This is a genomic window from Paenibacillus sp. (assembly GCF_031177825.1).
Classification (GTDB): domain Bacteria; phylum Bacillota; class Bacilli; order Paenibacillales; family YIM-B00363; genus Paenibacillus_AE.
The window spans coordinates 19,257-37,726 of record NZ_JAPSKE010000001.1 but is presented as its reverse complement, the minus strand read 5'-3'; the positions used below and the strand labels follow the sequence as shown (position 1 = coordinate 37,726).

16 protein-coding genes are annotated in these 18,470 nt (G+C 56.5%); 9 read left to right on the top strand and 7 right to left on the bottom strand.

The features are described from left to right. Positions 1-104 precede the first annotated feature (104 nt). On the top strand, positions 105-911 hold the full coding sequence (locus RIN49_RS00180; protein WP_309118142.1) for an AraC family transcriptional regulator: 807 nt from the start codon (positions 105-107) through the stop codon (positions 909-911). A gap of 459 nt (positions 912-1,370) precedes the next feature. After that, on the top strand, positions 1,371-1,730 hold the full coding sequence (locus tag RIN49_RS00175; RefSeq protein ID WP_309118141.1) for a winged helix-turn-helix transcriptional regulator: 360 nt from the start codon (positions 1,371-1,373) through the stop codon (positions 1,728-1,730). Between the two features lie 12 nt (positions 1,731-1,742). On the opposite strand, the gene RIN49_RS00170 is transcribed toward RIN49_RS00175, so the two are convergent. The 7 genes from RIN49_RS00170 to RIN49_RS00140 all read right to left on the bottom strand — a co-directional run bounded on the left by RIN49_RS00170 (position 1,743) and on the right by RIN49_RS00140 (position 9,949). Further along, positions 1,743-2,300: an NAD(P)H-dependent oxidoreductase gene (locus RIN49_RS00170; protein ID WP_309118140.1), complete on the bottom strand. Its 558-nt coding sequence runs from the start codon at positions 2,298-2,300 to the stop codon at positions 1,743-1,745. 311 nt (positions 2,301-2,611) lie between these two features. Next, a complete protein-coding gene (locus RIN49_RS00165; protein ID WP_309118139.1) occupies positions 2,612-2,971 on the bottom strand; it encodes a Rieske (2Fe-2S) protein in 360 nt (119 codons plus the stop codon). Positions 2,972-2,986: 15 nt separating this feature from the next. Beyond that, the gene (locus RIN49_RS00160; RefSeq protein WP_309118138.1) at positions 2,987-4,042 is read right to left on the bottom strand and encodes an amidohydrolase family protein; all 1,056 of its coding nucleotides are present in this window, start codon (positions 4,040-4,042) and stop codon (positions 2,987-2,989) included. A 22-nt stretch (positions 4,043-4,064) separates the two neighbouring features. Beyond that, complete coding sequence (locus RIN49_RS00155; protein ID WP_309118137.1) at positions 4,065-5,633, bottom strand: extracellular solute-binding protein; 1,569 nt, start codon at positions 5,631-5,633, stop codon at positions 4,065-4,067. A gap of 62 nt (positions 5,634-5,695) precedes the next feature. Continuing rightward, positions 5,696-6,556, bottom strand: a complete 861-nt coding sequence (locus RIN49_RS00150; RefSeq protein WP_309118136.1) for a carbohydrate ABC transporter permease — start codon at positions 6,554-6,556, stop codon at positions 5,696-5,698. Between the two features lie 15 nt (positions 6,557-6,571). Next, the gene (locus tag RIN49_RS00145; protein ID WP_375295197.1) at positions 6,572-7,465 is read right to left on the bottom strand and encodes an ABC transporter permease; all 894 of its coding nucleotides are present in this window, start codon (positions 7,463-7,465) and stop codon (positions 6,572-6,574) included. A gap of 216 nt (positions 7,466-7,681) precedes the next feature. Continuing rightward, positions 7,682-9,949 carry a helix-turn-helix domain-containing protein gene (locus RIN49_RS00140; RefSeq protein WP_309118135.1) on the bottom strand — a complete coding sequence of 756 codons (2,268 nt, stop codon included), beginning with the start codon at positions 9,947-9,949 and terminating at the stop codon, positions 7,682-7,684. A gap of 397 nt (positions 9,950-10,346) precedes the next feature. Here RIN49_RS00140 and RIN49_RS00135 point away from each other — a divergent pair, with 397 nt between their 5' ends. From RIN49_RS00135 to RIN49_RS00105, 7 genes are all read left to right on the top strand, one after another. Continuing rightward, the gene (locus RIN49_RS00135; protein WP_309118134.1) at positions 10,347-11,063 is read left to right on the top strand and encodes a GntR family transcriptional regulator; all 717 of its coding nucleotides are present in this window, start codon (positions 10,347-10,349) and stop codon (positions 11,061-11,063) included. 36 nt (positions 11,064-11,099) lie between these two features. Further along, positions 11,100-12,596 (top strand): sugar ABC transporter ATP-binding protein, encoded by a 1,497-nt coding sequence (locus tag RIN49_RS00130; RefSeq protein WP_309118133.1) that lies wholly within the window; start codon positions 11,100-11,102, stop codon positions 12,594-12,596. Beyond that, entirely contained in the window at positions 12,589-13,569 is a 981-nt protein-coding gene (locus RIN49_RS00125; protein WP_309118132.1) for an ABC transporter permease, read from the top strand. The genes RIN49_RS00130 and RIN49_RS00125 overlap by 8 nt, the downstream gene beginning before the upstream one ends. A 78-nt stretch (positions 13,570-13,647) precedes the next feature. Next, the gene (locus RIN49_RS00120) at positions 13,648-14,631 is read left to right on the top strand and encodes a substrate-binding domain-containing protein (protein ID WP_309118131.1); all 984 of its coding nucleotides are present in this window, start codon (positions 13,648-13,650) and stop codon (positions 14,629-14,631) included. Between the two features lie 39 nt (positions 14,632-14,670). Continuing rightward, on the top strand, positions 14,671-16,893 hold the full coding sequence (locus RIN49_RS00115; protein WP_309118130.1) for a glycoside hydrolase family 20 zincin-like fold domain-containing protein: 2,223 nt from the start codon (positions 14,671-14,673) through the stop codon (positions 16,891-16,893). Continuing rightward, on the top strand, positions 16,824-18,035 hold the full coding sequence (locus tag RIN49_RS00110) for a M20 family metallopeptidase (RefSeq protein WP_309118129.1): 1,212 nt from the start codon (positions 16,824-16,826) through the stop codon (positions 18,033-18,035). The genes RIN49_RS00115 and RIN49_RS00110 overlap by 70 nt, the downstream gene beginning before the upstream one ends. Positions 18,036-18,069: 34 nt before the next feature. Then, entirely contained in the window at positions 18,070-18,462 is a 393-nt protein-coding gene (locus RIN49_RS00105; protein WP_309118128.1) for a RidA family protein, read from the top strand. Positions 18,463-18,470: the final 8 nt, after the last annotated feature.

The following is an 18,470-nucleotide window of genomic DNA, read 5'->3' as shown; positions in this document are numbered from 1 at the left end:
CCTGTTTTTATACCTCATCTTATCTAAGAGCCAGGAAGACGTCTTCGCGATAATTGCGCTTCATGAAAGCAATATTTGATATAATGGGTGGCAGGTGATTGCACATGATCGTACAGATAACTACGCCACTGCTGGAGTTATGGCGCATCGGAGGACAGTTTTCCAACCTGCCTCACGCTCATGAAGGCGAGTTCCAAGTGACAGTACCCGTAACCGGAACATGTTTTTTTACGCAGGAGAATAAGGAGTATATGGTAGCCGGCGGCAAAGGGCTTGTTCAGCATCCGCACGAGAATCATTACTTTCATATAGGGCATGGTGCGGAGGTGCTTGTTTTTAGAATTGACCGCAGCAGCTTGAAAAAGCTCGTTCCTTACACTGAACTGGAGTTTTCCGTTCAACAGGAGTTCGATCCGACCGTAGTTAGCGGACATTTCCGTCGGTGGATGAGGGCGTTGCTGGAATGCGATCCGACCGATCGGTTGGCGCAAGAAGAGGTAGAGACGGGGGTGCTTCATTTTTTGCTAGGCTCTCTGGCCGGGAGTCACGAAAATGCATCCAAGGCGAATACCGACCTGCCTGTGGGCGTTTTTACATCCGATCCTTACCTGAGACTCGTGCTTGAATATATTCATGCACATTACTCGGATGAGATTCATATTGAAGAGCTGGCATCGATTGCTTTGCAAAGCAGGTTCCATTTCATACGTTCGTTTAAAAACGCCGTCGGCGTGCCACCGTACCAGTACGTGCTTCGCCTGCGAATCGAGGAAGCCAAGCGACTGCTCGAGCGGACCGATCTGTCAGTGACGGACGTCAGCTGCAGCCTCGGCTTCTCGAGCCCCAGCCAGTTTTACCGTGCATTCGCGAGGTCGGTCGGCATGACGCCGGAGAAGTATAGGAGTTCGTAAGCTCGTTATGAACTGAAAAGGATTGCACGAATGGGGACAAGAATAAGATCCAAGGCCAGACGAAAACGGCTGCTTCACTGAAGGCAGCCGTTTCTTGCTTGAGGTTTTAATTCGCGAATGTATGTTCCAGTATCGACAAAAGGATCAAGATCTTGTCGCCCGACAAGAACATAACCCGATTAATACCCGCCTAAAATGCGGGTTTTTATTTTGAATCGGACAAGTTCTTGTCGCGGGACAACGACAAGAACTTAACCCGTTGTAGATGCGCGACAAGAACTTGACCCTAATGTAAACTAGGGGGAGGGGACGGTTCATTCTAACTGGTGGGGCATTATGTCTGATACAGTTGCTTTAATCAGGGATAGTATTCTAAGCAGGGGAACTTAAATAATAAATGAAAGTTGAGAGGGATTTAGGAAGTTTAATGTAAAAAACAATAAAGGAAGTGTAATCTTTATGGACGTTAATCGTGGGACCTGTGTTCCATATGGCGTGAATCAGAAAGAAACCGGTTTCGGTTATACGCTGTCCGTTATTGGCGGCAAGTATAAAATGACCATTCTATATTGTCTGGCCGAACACAATGTTCTACGCCCCAATGAAATGATGCGTAGAATTAGCGGCATTCCTTTCAAAACGTTAAGCATCATGCTAAAAGAACTCGAAGCTGACGGACTAATCCTACGCAAAGATTATGCCCAAATCCCCCCGAAAGTTGAATATTCCTTAACGGAACTCGGGCAATCGGTCATTCCAATTTTGCATATGATGTGTGAGTGGGGAGAGAAAAACAGGAGGCTTGAATCATCCTCCTGAAGGGTTTATGCCTTACAGAGTATCTATAAAGCGAAGATATTCATGTGCTCTCTCTTCCAATACGTTGGTCGTCGGTCTATTGTCTTCGACAGCTGACGCTTCGTCGCCCTCCTTACCATAAACAGCAAAGAACGAGCGGTAGTCCGCATTGCAGTAGTGGAACGTTGTTTCAAACGGTGTTAGCAGTTGCTTTAACGCATACCTGTATTTCCCGTCAGAACTATATTCCTTTCGTCTGATCCCGGTTGACACGGCTAGAGCGACTTTTCGATTTTTCATTTGGTTCCCGTTGCTCGAACCATAGCCCCAGCCGTAAGTTAATACATCGTCAAGCCATTTTTTCAACAGCGGCGGGCAATTGAACCAGAAGATCGGGAACTGCAAAACTAGATTGCCATGCGACTCTACCAGTCTCTGTTCGCTCCCTACATCAATGTTTCCGTCGGGGTATGTCTTGTACAAATCATGGACGGTATACTTTTCCGAAAACTTTTTTAATTCTTCTACCAGCCGTTTATTGATCGTTGACGTTTCAATGCTTGGGTGCGTTACAATCACCAGGGTTTTCATGTGATCCCTCCTTTATTCATGAGTATAATGGCAATGATCCCGAGTTTTAAGTATGCACATTATTTTCAGGTACTTACCAAAAGGTAAGCGGCTAGCGGGGACGAGAGCATGCGGAACCTTCGAGCGTTCGGCGAACCCGAACGGGCCGCTCGGAGGACAGCATCTTCGCGGCGCGGCCATGGGAATTGTCCCGATTCATGAACAATGCCCTTCCGACCTCCCTATGGGAAGCGAAAGGGCTGAAAAGCGATGCGGACCCACACGTACGGTGGTGTGGGAAGACGGGGGCTAGCCGCCCTCTCTTACCCGATTTACCGATGTTCGAGCACGATGCCGACCTTCCCTTCGAGGACGTCCGTTTCGTACTTCTTCACCCGGACGCGATCGCTGAATAACGACTTTCCCGTCTTGATCTCGAACTCCCACCCGTGCCAGGGACAGCGGACGATCTCCCGCTCCCGGCCGTATTCGTATCGGTACACGTCGGAGGGCAGGTTCGTGCCGGAGACGAGACCTCTGCACAGGGGAGCGCCTTGATGGGGGCAATAGTTGTGCAGCGCGTAAAATTGCCCGTCGATCCGGTAGACGACGATGTCGCGACCTTCGACGAGTACGGTCGTATGGCCGCCTTCGGGAACGTCGTCCGCATCTAGCACGTAATGTACCGCCATATCGGTCCTCCGTTTCTACAAGCGATAGAGCGTTTTCGCATTCTCGTAAAACACTTTGCGTCTCGCTTCCGGCTTCAGCTTTTTCAAAATCGCGTCCGGCGCGTCGAAATCCCAATGCGGATAATCGCTGGAATACAGGATCATGTTTTCGGCGTCGAACATATTGAACAGGTCGATCAGATGCTGCGGGTTGTCCGGCTCCTCGATCGGCTGCGTCGTCAAGAAGCAGTGATCCCGGACGTATTCGCTCGGCAGTCTTGTCAGCCAAGGCACCGACGCCCGGAGCGCCTTATAGTTTTTATCGAGCCGCCACAGCAGGGGAGGAAGCCAGGCGATGCCGCCTTCGACGAGGACGACCTTGAGCTTCGGATATTTCACGAACACGCCTTCGCAAACCATGCTCACGAGATGCGCCATGAACATCTGAGACAAGCACGTATGCCATTCAATGTATCTCGCCGGATAGCCGGCGGCGGTGGGAGGCGTCGAGCTGCCCCCGCCTTCCGCCCCGGGATGGATGGCGACCGGTAGGCCGTTCCGCTCCGCAGCTTCGTAAATCGGGTGGTAGAACCGTTGGCCGAGCGGGGAGCGCGCCGCGCTTGAAATGATGACCTCCACGATGTCCGGATGACCGCCGACCCGATCGATTTCCCTGGCTGCCAGCTGCGGGTCTAACGTGGACACCGCGATGGCGCCCTTGAACGCCCTATGCTTCCCGAGCCATTCCGCGATGAGATAGTCGTTGTACGCCGAACAGATCGCCGCGGCGTAGTCCGGGTCGTGGGTCGCGGAGATGTTGTATACGACCCCGGTCAAGACGGCGTACTCCACATCGTACGCTTCCACCAACTGCTTGACGAGCAAGTCGGGATCCGATCCCGCGATGCCGCCTTCCGGCGGGATGGCGTCCTTCTTCATGACCCCTACGTGCGAATAATACCCCGAGTACGCATATCCGATGCCCGAAGCCGCCACGCGGGTTCGCCACGGTTCGGGCAAATAGGGCAGCAGGGCGGCGTCCGCTTGGTAGTTATGGACGTCCGTATCGATGATTTTGGTCCGTTCGACCATGAGAGCCCCTCCGTCCGAGTTTCTATTGGTTGCCGTAGGTCCGCTCGTAAGCAGCGTTATACATGTTCAGCAGCTCGTCGGCGCCCAGCTTTTTCGTCTGATCGATAAACTCCTGATACGAGGCGTCGTCGATCGGCGTCTTCCCGGTGACGAATTCGGTGATTTTCTGCTCGAGAAATTTGTTCAAATTCGTCAGCTTCGACTTCTCGAGTTCGAGCTCTTCCTGCGTCTTCACGATTTGCTTCGGCGCCGGGTGAATGGCGTCGGCGTATCTCGCGTTGATGTCCTTGCTCTTCTCGCTGAGGCCCCGCTCCCAAGCCGCGCGCGACTTGGCGTTATCCAGCGTCACCATATCGTACCATACGCCCCAATCGCGGCGAAGCGGAACGAACGGGGACGGGCCGAACTCTTCCAGGTACACCGGTTGGCCGTCTACCATCGTGTAGGTCTTGCCTTCGATGCCGAGCGACAAATAATTCGATCCTTCCTCGCCGACGAGATAGTCCAGGAACCGAACCGCGCGCTCCTTGTCTTTGACGTTGGCCGAGACGGCGCGGCCCACGCCGCCGATGACCGGGCGGGAGAACTGATACGTCCGGATGCCGTCCGCGGCGAACATCGGAATGGCGTCGAGCTCGTAGTCGGGCGTACCGGCTTGGCGGGCTTTGTCCTGCAGCGTCTCCAAATCGGCCTTCCAGAAGTACGTCACGAGCGACTTGCCCTTCAAGATGCGCTCTTCCCATTGCGCTTGCGTGAGCAAGGAATATTCCGGATCGAGCAGCTTCTCGGTATACAGCTTATTCAAGAAGACGAGAGCGTCTTTATACCCGGGATGATACGGAGCGAAGGCGTACGTATTCGTCTCGGGATCGAGGTTGAAGAAGCCGTGAATGCCGGTAAAAATGCGGCCGAACGTCGTGTACAAGCCGGTATCGCCGACGATGGCGTTAGAGATGAGCGGGTACGAGTCCGGTACGTTTTGTTTGTACGCTTTCAAGAATTCGTAAAACTCGTCGACCGTCGTCGGAGGTTTCAGCCCGAATCGGTCCATCAGGTCTTTCCGCGTGTACCAGATGAAGTTAAACCCTTTCCCCTCGGCATCCCCCTGAACGACCGGAACCGTGTAGATGCCGCCGTCCGCGCCCGTCGCCACCGCTTTCGCTTCGGGATACGCTTCGAAAAACTTCGCGAGGTTCGGAGCGGAATCCAAATAGTCGTTCAAGTTTAGAAACACGTTTTCCGGGCCGTGCTCCCGGCCTTGCTGATTATCGACCTCGATGAAGTCGGTGGTCGAGTTCGTGGCGATCATAATTTGCCTCTTCTCGGTCAGACCTTCCTGGCTAACGACCTGGAAGTCGACCGACACGCCGGTTTTCGCTTCGATTTCTTTGAAAATTTCCCAGTCTTGGCGCACCTTGCCTTCTACGCGGTCATACACGAGCCAGGAGAAGGTGATCGGCTCCTGCTTGGCGGGCTCCGCCGTGCCCGGCGTACCGGCTGCGGCGTTCTCGTCTTTATCGGCGCAGCCTGCCGCGATCGAACCGATGAGCATGACAGCGGTCAACAGCGTTGCAGCAAACTTTCTGTCCATGTTCAAACCTCCCAATGCTTTGTTCTTTGGTTTTATAGAGATAGATTCGGGCGAATCTATGACTATCCCTTTATGCCTCCGATCATCGTGCCCTGCACGAAATATTTTTGAATGAACGGGTAGACGCACAGAATCGGCAGCGTCGCGATCATGATCATGGCGTATTTCAGCGTTTCCAAGTAGCTGAGATCGCCTTCGCCCTGCACGTTGGTGCCGGCGACGAGGATGTTGCGGAGCATGATTTGCAGCGGATACATCTCGCGGTCGTTCAAATAGATGAGCGCGTCGAAGAACGCGTTCCATTGGTTGACGGCCGTAAACAAGCCGATCGTCGCCATGACCGGCATCGAGAGCGGAAGGACGATGCGCCACAGCACCTGGAGCGGCCCGCACCCGTCGATCGTCGCCGCGTCCTCCAGCTCTTCGGGCAACGCCTCGAAGAACGTCCGCATGATGAACAGATGCCAGGTGCTGATGAGCGTCGGCAGCACGATCGCCCAGATCGTGTTCAACATGCCCAACTGCTGCACGACGAGGAACGTCGGTATCATGCCGCCGCCGAACAGCAGCGTGAACGCGGCCATAAGCAAGATGGGGCGCCGGCCGGGCAGCCACCGCTTCGCGAGCGGATACGCCATCGCCGCGGTCGCAACCAACGTAAGCGCCGTGTGGACGAGGGTATAGCGAACGGTGTTCCAGTAGCTGATCCATAGATCGGGATTGTACACCAGCTTCTCGTAAGCGAGCAGCGTCACCGCTTTCGGCCACAGGACGACGTCCCCTCTGGCGACGAGCGCGCTGTCGCTGATCGACGCGGAGAATACGAAAACCATCGGGTACGTCATGACGATGACTAGCGCGATCATGATTCCGTAGTTGCACAGGTCGAAGATTCGGGAAGGAATGCTTTCTTTCATTTTCATGAAGGCGTCGCTCCTTTACCAAAGGCTGGTCTGGCCGTATTTTCGGACGAACCGGTTGGCGGCGACGACGAGCAGAAAGCCGATCGCCGACTGGAACAGACCGACCGCGGTCGCGAAGCTGAAATCCGCGTCCAGGATGCCCCGCCGGTACACGAACGTATTGATGACGTCCGACGTCTCGTAGTTCATCGTGTTGTAGAGGAGCAAAATTTTCTGAAACCCGCTTTCCATGAAATTGCCGAGCGTCAGTACGAACAGGATGATCATGACGGGCACCATGCCGACGAACGTGACGTGGCGCATCTGCTGAAACCGGTTGGCGCCGTCCATCTTGGCCGCCTCATATAAGGTAGGGTCGATTCCGGCGATCGCGGCCAAATACAAAATCGTGCCCCAGCCGACCTTCTGCCATATTTCCGAGCCGACGTAGATCGTCCGAAACCATTCCGGCATGCCGAGGAACAGGATCGGCTCGATGCCGAACGCCTTGACCAGCAGATGATTGACGATACCCGTCGAAGGGGACAGGAACGTGACGAGGATGCCCGCGATGACGACCGTCGACAAAAAATGGGGCATGTAGCTTACGGTTTGCACGAATCGCTTGAACATCTTGTTTTTGATTTCGTGGAACAAGACGGCAAGCACGATCGGCGCCGGAAAGTGAAACAACAGATCGTACACGTTCAGCATGACCGTGTTTCGGATCAGCTTCCAGGAGTCCGGGTTTACGTAGAAAAACTCGACGAAATGTTTGAATCCGACGAATTTGCTGCCCAGGATGCCCCGGCCGATGGAGTAGTCCTGGAACGCGATCACGACGCCGTACATCGGCCAATACTTAAAGATCAAGTAAAACAAAATGCCGGGGAGCATCATCAGGTACAACGTTTTATGTTTTCTGATCATGTGCCATACATAAGAAGAACGTGCCGCCACGTCTGCCACCTCCTGAAGTAAACGATTGCGTTCCCGTCGCTGGCTTCACTATACGAAGTCCGAACCGCGACGCATAGGGCGCATACTTGCGCGGCGTCGCATGTTTTGACGGCGGCGCCGCCGGCGGCGATCGAGCGGGGCGCGATCAAAAAAAGAGACTTCCGAAAAAAAGAAGTCTCTTGGCGTTTATTGATACGCGGAACGGTATTTAGCGGGCGTAGTGCCTTCGTATTTCCGGAACGTGCGGATGAACGAATTGCGGCCCCAGTATCCGACCGCCTCGGCGATGTCGTCGATCGTCATGTCGGATTCGAGCAGAAACTGCTTCGCCTTGCGCATCCGGCATTTCGCGATGTACTCGACGTACTTTTCCCCGACCTCCTCCTTGAACGTCCGGCTGAAGTGGCCGACCGACATGTTCATGACATCGGCAAAATGTTCGATCGACAACTCCTGATTGTAGTTCGCGTCGATGTAGTCCAGGATGTCGGAAAACTGCTTGGCGCGGTCGCCGGTTTCCGAAGTCGGAAATAAGAGGGCATGGACGGATTGCATGCATCGCCGCAGGTCGTCCCAGGTCATGCAGCGGTTCAGCCGATCGTACAAGCCGGAATAAAACGGCACGTTCACGTCGTGATGCTCCGTTCCGACCGCGCGAATCCACGCGTTCAGCACATCCGTGCACACATGCTTGACTTGGCTGGCGCTGGCGCACCGCCGCCGGCCTTCCTCCAGCAGCTCGAGCGCCGCTTGGAGCAGCTTGTCGTACTCCTTCGTCTTGTATTGGTTCATCATTCGATTGATGTCCTGTACGGACAAGAAGTTATCCCACGGCGGACCGTCCGGCGCGGTTCGGTCGCTGCAAATTTCCACGTCCTTGTCGAGACCTCGATATTTGAGGACGGAAGCCGCATGCTCGTAAGATACATGCAAATCTTCGATGGCGTGCACCGTCTTCCCGATCCCGATCGTCGCCTTGAAGTAGCCGCCGTAGTGCCGCAGCACGATGGCGATCAGCTCCGCCGCATCGTTCGGCCCGAACCGCAGGAACGGATCGTGATGCACGACGCAGGCGACGATGCCCGGCTTCGTCTGGCACAGCCATACGTCGGACGGCGACGCCTTCCGGATGCGTTCCTTCAGCTCCGCCATCAGGAACGACTTCGACGTCACCGACATGCGTTCGTCCACGGACGGCTCGTAATGCAACGCGACGGCGAGCGCCGTTCGCATCGCTTTCTTGTTGTACGGAAAGTCGATTTCCTTCGCGTAGATTTCGATGGACAGCGCATCCCGATATTCGCCGAGCAATATTTGGGTGACGAAATGCTCCTGCACGATCGGCATCATCCCGCTCACCATCTGGGACAGCTGTTTGTTTTCCGTTACGATCAGCTGGGAACACCGCTTGATCGCGTCGAAGTCGTCGCCTTCGTCGGACGGCGCCGCGTGCGAGGCGCGGTGCAGCTTCAGCCCTTCTTTAATTTCCAGAATCGGCTCGCACAGACGCTTGCTGAAGTAGGAGGAGACGAGCCCGCCGACCGACAGGAAAAACACCAGAAACACCCAGGCGACGGACCGGGCCGTGTGCACAGGCTTCAGCAGAGTGCGCAGGTCGACGATGCTGACGTAATACCATGCTTCGTTGTAATTGGATCGAGACAATGACAGCGCTTTCCCGTCGGAAACTAAAAATTGCGACGGCTTCGTCTGGGAGCGGACTCGCTCCTGCAGCCACCGCGTTTCGCTTTCGGTCAATCCGGACTGGCTGATTACCCGTCCGTCGTTGTCGGCGAGCGCGGTGCCCGTCACCCACTTTTCCGGAATGTCCATTCGGCTTTGCAGCCGATCCAGATGGACGTTCACGACCAAGTACACGTCGGGTTCGTTCGAGTTGAACGGATAGCTCATCAGGACGGATAAATGCGAAGCGTACGGGTCGCTGACCTGCATCATTTTCTTGCCGGTCATTTGCGAGAGAAAGGCGGTTTTCTCCTGCGGGTTCAGCGGGTACCGGAACCGAAAGTAGTAGTCCTTGTCGGTATAGGTATCGGCGTCGATGACCAAGTCTTGGTCCGCGAAATACAAGAACGCTTTCGACGCCAGCTCGGTGGATTGCAGCGTGATCAGCTGCTCGCGCAGCGTATGGATCAGCTCCGAGCGGCGGCGGTTTTCAGGCGAGGCGTCCGTTTCGCGGAGCAAGGCGGGCAGGTTGGACGTACTGAGCATGTCGATCATGTTCGTGCGGATCGCGTGAAAGGCGGTGTCGGTTTGCTCGGAGAAATGGCTCATCACGACGGCGTTCAATTTCTCGGCGTCCTTCTCGATCAACCGCGCGAAATAGAAGAACGCGAGGATGCCGGCGGCGATGACGGGAATCAAAATGAGCACGAAATAGTTCGAGAACAACCGCCAGAACAAGGCCACTCGATAGGCATGCGTTTTCGAATTCATAATTCCCCCCCTAAGGCGGACATTGCCGGAGAGCCGCTTCCGCGGTCGCCCAACTTTTTCCATGCCCTCATTATAGAGATTGCGAAATTATACTTCAAGGAAATTGTTGTTGGTGAAAAAATGTTTCAATTGAAGTGTGAACGGCGTGAAAAGAAAGGTTATGTGTGAGAATACATCACACCATAGATGCGAGGACTGAGGGGGATAGGAGGCATTAATACCATGATATTAGGGTTATTTCCAAGGAATGCGGTTGCATTTGGGATGAGCAATGGAATCGGTTTATCTTTTTCATTAAAATTTAAAAATCCTCTTGAAAAACAAACAGATTCTATATAATGTATTATATAGAATCTGTAGTGTGTAATGTAATGTCACATTTATTTGGAGCGGCTTTATGGCTGACAAACCAATATCAAGAGGTGCGGGAGGGGTTTCTATTTTCGATAAACAAAACATAAGCCGAGAAGTCGTAGAGTATTTCAAGCAAATGATCATTACCGGGGAGCTGAATCCGGGGGATCGCATCGTGGAGACCAAATTCGCGAAAGAGTTGGGGATTAGCCAAACGCCGATTCGGGAAGCGATGCACCAGTTGTCCGGTGAAGGCATCGTCACCATCGTCCCGAACAAAGGACCGGTCGTCAACGAATTGCAAAGGAGCGATGTATACGAAATTTACTCCCTGCGGGCGGCCATTGAGGGGTTGGCCATCCGGATCGCCACCCAAATCGCTCCACAAGCTGACGTTGAGGGGCTGGAGGTCTTCTACGAGCGTATGAAGGCGAAACTCGACGACGACGAGGTCGATTCCCTGCTTCAGGATTCGCTCTATATTCACCAAACGATTATCAGACTATCCAACCATTCGCGATTGATGCAAACCTACCAGTCGCTCTCTTTTCAAATTTCACTCGTGAACCGGATTCTCGGCAAGGAATCGACAAAGCGCAAAGAGGTGGAACAACACTGGGAGCTGATAGAAGCGCTCAAGCAGCGGGATCCCGACAATGCGGAGAAGGTGATGAGAAAACATATTTACCGGTCCTATCGCGAATTTATTGAATTGGACGAGGATAAGCACTGGGAAGACGGAGAGGCGTTGTGGTTTTGACCGGAACATAAAGGGACGGAGGAGGTGAGGGGGCGCTTGGAAGAGCTTGTATTGAAAATGTCGGGCATTACGAAGGCGTATCACGGCGTGAAAGCGTTGGATGACGTGCAACTGCAGGTTCGCCGGGGAGAGGTTCACGCGCTGATGGGCGAGAACGGCGCCGGAAAGTCGACGCTTATGAAGATCGTTACGGGCTTGGTGAAGCCGGATCAGGGGACGATCCGCTTCGAAGGACGGGAGGTGCGGATCGATTCTCCCCAGGCGGCTATGCATCTCGGCATCGCGATGATCCATCAGGAGTTGAATCCGGTGCCCGAGATGACGGTGGCGGAAAACATTTTCTTAGGCAGGGAGCCGGTCCGAGGGGTGTTCGTCGAGAAGAGAAAGCTGCATAAAGACACCGCTGAATTGCTGGAACGGTTCGAGTTCCGCGCGAGCCCCGGAGATAAGGTCGCCGGTCTCAGCGTCGCTCAGAAGCAAATGTTGGAGATTATTAAAGCCGTTTCGTGCAACGCGAAGCTGATCATCATGGATGAGCCGACCTCCGCTTTATCGGACGGAGAAGTACGGCAGCTGTTCCGGACGATGAACGAATTGCGCGGTCAGGGCGTGCCCATCATTTACATATCGCACCGCATGGAAGAAATCTTCAGTATGTCGGATCGGGTGACCGTGCTGCGCGACGGGCAGTATATCGGCTCCGAAGACACGAAAGCTCTGGACTCCGATCGATTGATTTCCATGATGGTCGGCCGGCCTCTGGACACGATTTACCCGAAGGAGAAGGTCGCGCCCGGGGAGGTCGTCTTCGAAGTGAAGGGCGCTACGCGCAAGCCCGCCTTCGACAATGTGTCCTTCCAGGTACGCCAAGGGGAGATCGTCGGCATCGCGGGGCTTATGGGGGCGGGCCGTAGCGAAACGATGAGGGCGGTGTTCGGCATCGACCGGTTGGACAAGGGGGAAATCCGGATCGATGGCCGCATCGTAAAACACCGCCACCCGTCCGAGGCGATCCGCAATGGACTGGCGATGGTCACCGAGGACCGCAAGGAGTTCGGTCTCGTGCTCAGCCGGTCGATTCGCGAAAATATGATGCTTGCGAGCCTGCCGCTCGGCGGGGGGAACCCGTTCTTGTCATCCTCAAAGGAAGAAGAAGCAGTCGACGAATTGACTGAACGGCTACGCATCAAGATGAACGATAGCCGCCAGGCGGTGCAGACGCTCAGTGGCGGCAATCAGCAGAAGGTCGTCCTGGCCAAGTGGCTTCTGGTAAAGCCGAAGGTGTTGATTTTGGACGAGCCGACGAGGGGAATCGATGTCGGCGCGAAAGCGGAAATTTATCGTCTAATATCTCGGCTGGCGAAGGAAGGGATGGCGATCGTCATGATCTCCTCCGAGCTTCCCGAGGTGATCGGGATGAGCGACCGTATTCTCGTCATGGGCAATGGAGCGATTCAAGCGGAATTCGAAGGCGGTCAAGTGACGCAAGAGATGATCTTGACCAGCGCGTTAGGGGGAAAACCAGGTGTTTAACGGCATATTGCTGAAATCAAACCGGCCCGGGGGGAGCTCCGGTCTCGCGGAGGGCGTGATACGGAAGTACGGCCTCATTCTCATATTGCTACTAGCGGTCATCACGTTGAGCCTGATTTCGGACGCGTTCCTGACCGTAACGAACCTGATGAACGTGTTGAGACAGGTTTCGATTAACGGCATCCTGGCCGTAGGCATGACGCTAGTCATCCTGGCGGCCGGCATCGACTTGTCGATCGGCTCGCTAATGGCAGTGTCGGCCGTCATCGCCGCGAGCATCGTGGCGCAGAGTCCGGATGCATTGCTGCTGGCGCTTCTTGCGGGGATGGTGGCGAGCGGCGTATTCGGCGGGGCCAGTGGGATGTTGAGCGCGAAGCTCAACGTAGCGCCGTTCGTCGCGACGCTTGCGATGATGACAGTCGCCAGAGGAATCGCGCTGCTCTATACGAACGGGCGTCCGATCGTCATCGATTCGCCTGCGTTCAAATTTCTCGGTCAAGGGTATATCGGGCCTGTGCCGGTACCGGTCGTCATCTTTATCGCGGTGGCGTCGATCGTCAGCGTCGTGCTATACCGCACGAAATTCGGACGTTATATTTTCGCCGTCGGCGGCAACGAGAATGCCGCAAGAGTATCCGGCATTCGGGTCGACCGCGTGAAGATTGCCGTATTCGCGATCAACGGATTGTTGGCGGGGCTGGCGGGCATTTTATTGGCTTCGCGAATCAGCTCCGGCCAGCCGAACAGCGGGATGGGCTATGAGCTCGACGCCATCGCGGCCGTCGTCATCGGCGGAACGAGCCTGTTCGGCGGACGCGGCTCGATGATGGGCACGATCGTAGGCGTACTGATCATCGGCGTCATCAACAACGGTCTGAACTTGTTGGACGTGTCGAGTTATTGGCAGCAGATCATCAAGGGACTTATCATTGCCGGCGCCGTCATCATCGATCAGCGCGCCAAGCGGGAATGAATCGGATTCGGGGGCTTAGCTCTTCTCGTAGGAGCTGCGTCTGATCATAAAAAAACATGGCTAAGGAGAGGTTGACCGATGAATCGGAGCAAGGGTTGGAAATGGTGGGGGGCGGCGGCGTTGTCGCTTGTAATGGTCAGCGGATGCGCAAGCAACGGCGGAGGGGGAACGTCCGCGGGCGAGGGCGCGGAAGGCGCGTCTAACGGCGACGCGGCGAAGTACACGATCGGCGTAGCGGCGCAAGGACTTTCTCATGAATTCATCAAGTCATTGGTAGAAGCGATGCAGGAGAAGGCGGAAGAGCTGGACGTGGAGCTGCTAGTGATGGACAGTCAGGACAAGATCGAAGAGCAGCTGAATCAAGTGGACAACCTCATCTCCCGGGGAGTCGACGCCATCATTCTCAATAGCGTCGATATGGTCGGTTCGAGTCCTGCGGTGGACCGGGTCAAGGAAGCCGGCATCCCGCTCGTCGAAGCGATCACGTTTACGGAGAACGAAAACTACGACGTCTTCGTCGGCACCGACCCGGAGCAATCGGGGGTCATGATGGGCGAGATTTTGGCGGAGCAGCTTGGAGGCAAGGGGAATGTCGCCCTGCTGCAGGGACAAATCGGGCACTCTGCCGAAATTACGCGGGGCGCGGGCCTGCAGAAGGAGCTGTTCGATCAATACCCGGACGTCAAACTGGTCACGCAGCAGACGGCGAACTGGAACCGGGACGAGGCGATGAGCATTACTGAGGATTGGCTGCAGCGCTTTCCGGAAATTAACGCGATCGCCGCGCAGAACGACGAGATGGCGATGGGCGCGCTCCAGGCGGTGGAAGCGGCGGGACGCACCGACATCATCGTCGTGGGAATCGACGGCATCGCCGACGCGTTGAAAGCGGTGAAGGAAGGCCGACTTGCGGCGACCGTGCTCGACAACGTCACGGACGAAGGCAAGCGAGCGGTCGAGGTCGCGGTCGGCCTGATCGAGGGCCAGACGTTCGAGAAGAAAGAACTGGTCGACTACGTTCCGATCGATGCGGATAACGTGGATCAATACTACACCGAATAGTCTTAATATTCATATAAGAATGGGAGTTGAGATGAGCGTATGTTCGCGGATTTCCATGCTTTAACGTCCCGACTGCTGCCCACCCCGAAGTCGATCTCGCCGCTGTCCGGCGGCGGGTTCGACGGCGGGCATGCAATTTCGTTCTATGCGGACGCTTCCTTATCCTGCATTGCGGACGTCGTCCGCGTCGAGCTGGCGAACGTCGGCTTCGGGCGGGTCGAGCGGGCGGATCGTCCCCGGCAAGGGGGATTGTCCCTGCTGGGCAGGGAGTCGATCCCGGACGAGGTGCGGACGGAGCTGGAGGCGCTGCCTTTCCCGGGTCAAGCCTATCGTCTGCGCGTCGCGGGACAGGAGATCCTTCTGTACGCGCTTGAGCCGCAAGGGGCTTTGAACGGACTCGCGACGCTCGTGCAGCTGTTCGATGCCGCGGCGGGGCAACCGATCCCGGCGCTCGAGTCGACGGACGGACCGGATATCGAGCGCCGCATCGTCTCCCCGACGATGACGTGGTATGCGGGCTTCGCGCGCGTCGGGTTCGGCATGCAGCTGTGGGACGAACACGGTTGGCAATCGTTCATCGATTGGTGCTTCCGTCATAAAATCAACGCGCTCAATATCGTGATGTACGGCTTCTGGCCGTTCGAGTTTCCCGAGTACTCGGAAACCGTGCTTCGCGACGTGAAAATGAAAACGTGGTCGGCGGAGATCGACAACTGGGTGGAAGTATCGTACACGCACCCGAATTTGCGCAAGCCGTTCCTGACCGATATGATCCGTTACGCCAACGCCAGAGGCATCGAGATTTACGCCTACATCGGGATGAACTCCTACAGCGGCGGGTACCCGGTCGTGTACCCCGAAAGCCGCAGCGTGCTTTCGCCCGAGCTGATCGAGGCGGGGCATGTGAATAATTATGATTCCATGTGCACCTCGCGGCCGGACGTGCGCGATTACTTGATCGCCAGCGTGAAGCGCATCGAGTCGCTCGGCTTTAACGGTCTCGTCTTCGAGGAGAGTGAAGAGGTACAGTGGTTTTGCCGGTGCGCGGAATGCCAGAGGAAATACGGCGATTTGCCGCCGAACGACGCGAAGCACAGCGTAACCGTCGATATGCTGCATGCATATCTGGACGTCTTGAAGCCTGAGACTCTGGTCGGCGTTCGTTGGCTTCGGGAGCCCCCGATCGTGAAGGACCGCGCCTATCTTGAGCGGTGGAAGGAGCGGTTGCCCGAGCGGGTCGTGCTCTTCTGGGCACCGGGCCTCGAGGACGACGACCGGGAGTTCTTGAAGTGGGTCGATGTGTACGGACCTGCGCGCGTCTGGTCCCGGAACTGCGAAGGCAGCGGCTTCGCCGCCAGCCTCGGGCGCATCCCGTACCTGATTCCGGATACATTCCCGGACACGCTGAAAAATTACGCGTTCCAGCATCTTTGGAACGATATCCTCCAATTCCAAGGCGCTGTGAATACGAGCTGCGCGGCCATTAACGGCTACGGCTTCGAATGGTACGGTCACGAGCTGTTTTTTATGGCGACCGCCCAATACGGTTGGGATTGCTGGAGGCTGGACAACGCGGCGTTCCTCGCGCATGCCGCCCGCCATCTGCACGGCGATAAGAACGGACCGATCTATGAGAACGTCATTCGGACGATACCGTGCATTCATGAGACGCAAATTTGTCCCGAGCTCCCGTCCTTCCCGTTCATGCCCAACAAGTATACGGGAGAGGAAGGGGTTCGGTATTTGGAGCACAGCGCCGAGGCGGCGGAGCAGGCTGTCCGAGCGATCGAAACGATGCTGAGCAGCGAAGGACTCAACCGACTTCAGCGGGACAATCTGCGGGCGACGCGCGTCATGGCGCTGCGGATGCGAGAGGTCGCGCTCGCCGGCTTGTTCTATAACCGTTACGTCGAAGCCGCAAAACGGCCGAACCCGGATGCCACCGAGCTCCGCCGGCATGCGCTGGCGGCGCTCCGTCATGCGGAGGAGGACGAGAGGCTTATCAAGGAGCATTATTTCGATACGCAGTCGCATGATTGGACCGGCGTAGCGATCGGGGAGTACTACATCTCGAGCGTCATCAACGAGTACAAGAAGACGTTCGCGGAGACGCTTGGTCCGCGATATGCGCCGGATCCGACCATGCCGCGCATCGTCGGCGGGGAAAGCCTGCCTTGGGAATGGCTGCTGGAATGGGGACCGAAGATCGCCGCCGCGAAGCCGCTGGCGATCGTACGCTCCGGCGGCGAGGCGGCGCGATGAAGCATCCGGCCGTCGCGCTGCTGGAGGACCTGATTCGAATCCAGAGCGTGAATCCCCGGTACGGCGAGGACGCGCAAGGGGAGATGGAGCTGTCCCGCTACATCGAGCGCTATTGCCGAGAGGCGGGGCTGTCGGTAACCCGGCAGCAGGTGTTTGAAGGCCGGGACAATCTGATCATCGAGCTCAAACGCGGCTTTCCCGAGTCCGTTCTTCTGTTCGAGGCGCACATGGACACCGTTTCGCTGGGCAGCATGCCGGACCCGCTGCGGCCCGTCGTTCGCGACGGGCGTTTGTACGGCAGGGGCGCATGCGATACGAAGGGGTCCTTGGCCGCCATGATGTACGCGTTGGCGGAATGCGCGCGGAACCCGGACGGGCTTCGATCCGACTTGGTGCTGTGCGCGTCCGTCGACGAAGAACATGCTTTCCGGGGCATCTTACGGTTCCTGGAGTGGGAGCAGCCGGTCTCGGCTGCCGTCGTCGGCGAGCCGACCGATCTTCGCATCGTCTCCTCGCATAAGGGCTGCGTCCGCTTCTCCGTCACTACTGAGGGGAAGGCGGCGCACAGCTCCGTTCCGCACGAGGGCGAGAACGCGATCGTGCCGATGGCCAGCATCGTTGCGTACTTGGAGGACGAGATCAAGGGCCGGCTTCGCGGGCTTGAAGACGAGCTGTGCGGGCCGGCGACCTTGTCGATCGGCACAATCCGCGGCGGCAAGGCGATCAACATTGTGCCAGAGCGGTGCACGATCGAGGTGGACCGGCGAATCATACCCGGAGAGTCGCCGGATCGAGTGATGGCGGGTATCGAGCGAGAGCTGCTCGATTGGTGTTCGGCGCGCGGCATCCGCTGCGTCGTCGAGCCGCTGCTTCTCGACTGGGCGCTGCATACGCCGACGGAAGAACTGCTGGTGAAGCGGGCATCCGCGTCCGCGGCCCGACTCGGGCTGCCGGCCCGTTCCTATGGCGAGACGTACGGCAGCGACGCCAGCAAGCTGCAGGGACTAAAGGGGATCCCGAGCATCGTATTCGGACCGGGATCGATCGCACAGGCCCATTCTAGCGAGGAATGGGTGCGCGTGGCGGACGTGGAGCGGGCGGCCGCCTTTTATTCGGATTTGGCTCGAACGTTCCGGGCTTGAACTGAATCGTGCGTAAGGGAGGAGACATTTTTCTATGAAGAAAGAGATCATTCGCACCGACCGGGCGCCGCTCCCGGCGGGTTCGTATTCCCAAGCGGTCAAGCTAGGCGACACGGTCTACGTCGCGGGCACGTGCCCGTTCGAGCTCGGCGGGGAGAAGCGGGTGCTGCATCCGGACGATGTCGCCGCACAAACTCGGGCGGTATTGGATTACATATCGGTGATCTTGAAGGAGGCCGGTTCTTCGCTCGACCATGTATTGAAGGTGACGGCCTTCCTCGACGATCTGGACCGCTTCGCCGAATACGACCGCGTTTACTCGGAATATTTCCGCGTCGATCCGCCGGCTCGGAGCACGGTCGAGATCGTGAAATTCCCGAAGGGGATGTGTGTTGAAATCGAATGCATCGCATACATCCCGTCGTGAAGGAGGCG

Coding starts and splice junctions, on each gene's coding strand:
- RIN49_RS00180 (WP_309118142.1), top strand. CDS start 105: ATGATCGTACAGATAACTACGCCACTGCTGGAGTTATGGCGCATCGGA.
- RIN49_RS00175 (WP_309118141.1), top strand. CDS start 1,371: ATGGACGTTAATCGTGGGACCTGTGTTCCATATGGCGTGAATCAGAAA.
- RIN49_RS00170 (WP_309118140.1), bottom strand. CDS start 2,300: ATGAAAACCCTGGTGATTGTAACGCACCCAAGCATTGAAACGTCAACG.
- RIN49_RS00165 (WP_309118139.1), bottom strand. CDS start 2,971: ATGGCGGTACATTACGTGCTAGATGCGGACGACGTTCCCGAAGGCGGC.
- RIN49_RS00160 (WP_309118138.1), bottom strand. CDS start 4,042: ATGGTCGAACGGACCAAAATCATCGATACGGACGTCCATAACTACCAA.
- RIN49_RS00155 (WP_309118137.1), bottom strand. CDS start 5,633: ATGGACAGAAAGTTTGCTGCAACGCTGTTGACCGCTGTCATGCTCATC.
- RIN49_RS00150 (WP_309118136.1), bottom strand. CDS start 6,556: ATGAAAATGAAAGAAAGCATTCCTTCCCGAATCTTCGACCTGTGCAAC.
- RIN49_RS00145 (WP_375295197.1), bottom strand. CDS start 7,465: ATGATCAGAAAACATAAAACGTTGTACCTGATGATGCTCCCCGGCATT.
- RIN49_RS00140 (WP_309118135.1), bottom strand. CDS start 9,949: ATGAATTCGAAAACGCATGCCTATCGAGTGGCCTTGTTCTGGCGGTTG.
- RIN49_RS00135 (WP_309118134.1), top strand. CDS start 10,347: ATGGCTGACAAACCAATATCAAGAGGTGCGGGAGGGGTTTCTATTTTC.
- RIN49_RS00120 (WP_309118131.1), top strand. CDS start 13,648: ATGAATCGGAGCAAGGGTTGGAAATGGTGGGGGGCGGCGGCGTTGTCG.
- RIN49_RS00115 (WP_309118130.1), top strand. CDS start 14,671: ATGTTCGCGGATTTCCATGCTTTAACGTCCCGACTGCTGCCCACCCCG.
- RIN49_RS00110 (WP_309118129.1), top strand. CDS start 16,824: ATGGGGACCGAAGATCGCCGCCGCGAAGCCGCTGGCGATCGTACGCTC.
- RIN49_RS00105 (WP_309118128.1), top strand. CDS start 18,070: ATGAAGAAAGAGATCATTCGCACCGACCGGGCGCCGCTCCCGGCGGGT.